The 206-nt window shown below is 31.1% G+C and carries 1 protein-coding gene; it reads right to left on the reverse strand.

The window, feature by feature from the left end; genetic code table 11:
• Positions 1-22: 22 nt before the first annotated feature.
• On the reverse strand, positions 23-97 hold the full coding sequence (locus ABOA88_RS24200; protein ID WP_440128020.1) for a hypothetical protein: 75 nt from the start codon (positions 95-97) through the stop codon (positions 23-25).
• Positions 98-206: the final 109 nt, after the last annotated feature.

Here is a 206-nt window from a genome sequence, read left to right on the forward strand (position 1 = left end):
GATTAAATGTAGTTGCAAAATCTCAATCTCTTTTATCATGAGCAGGAACAACCATAACAGCTCCTGTTCCATAATCATTTAATACATAATCACTAATTCAAATTTGAACAGGTTGATTATTAACAGGATTTATCGCATAACTTCCAACAAAAACTCCAGTTTTTGGTTTAGATTCATCTTTACGGTCAATTTCAGATTTTGAAGCT

It is taken from the genome of Pseudomonas sp. PKS, assembly GCF_051913525.1.
GTDB classification, from domain to species: Bacteria; Pseudomonadota; Gammaproteobacteria; order Pseudomonadales; family Pseudomonadaceae; genus Aquipseudomonas; species Aquipseudomonas guariconensis_D.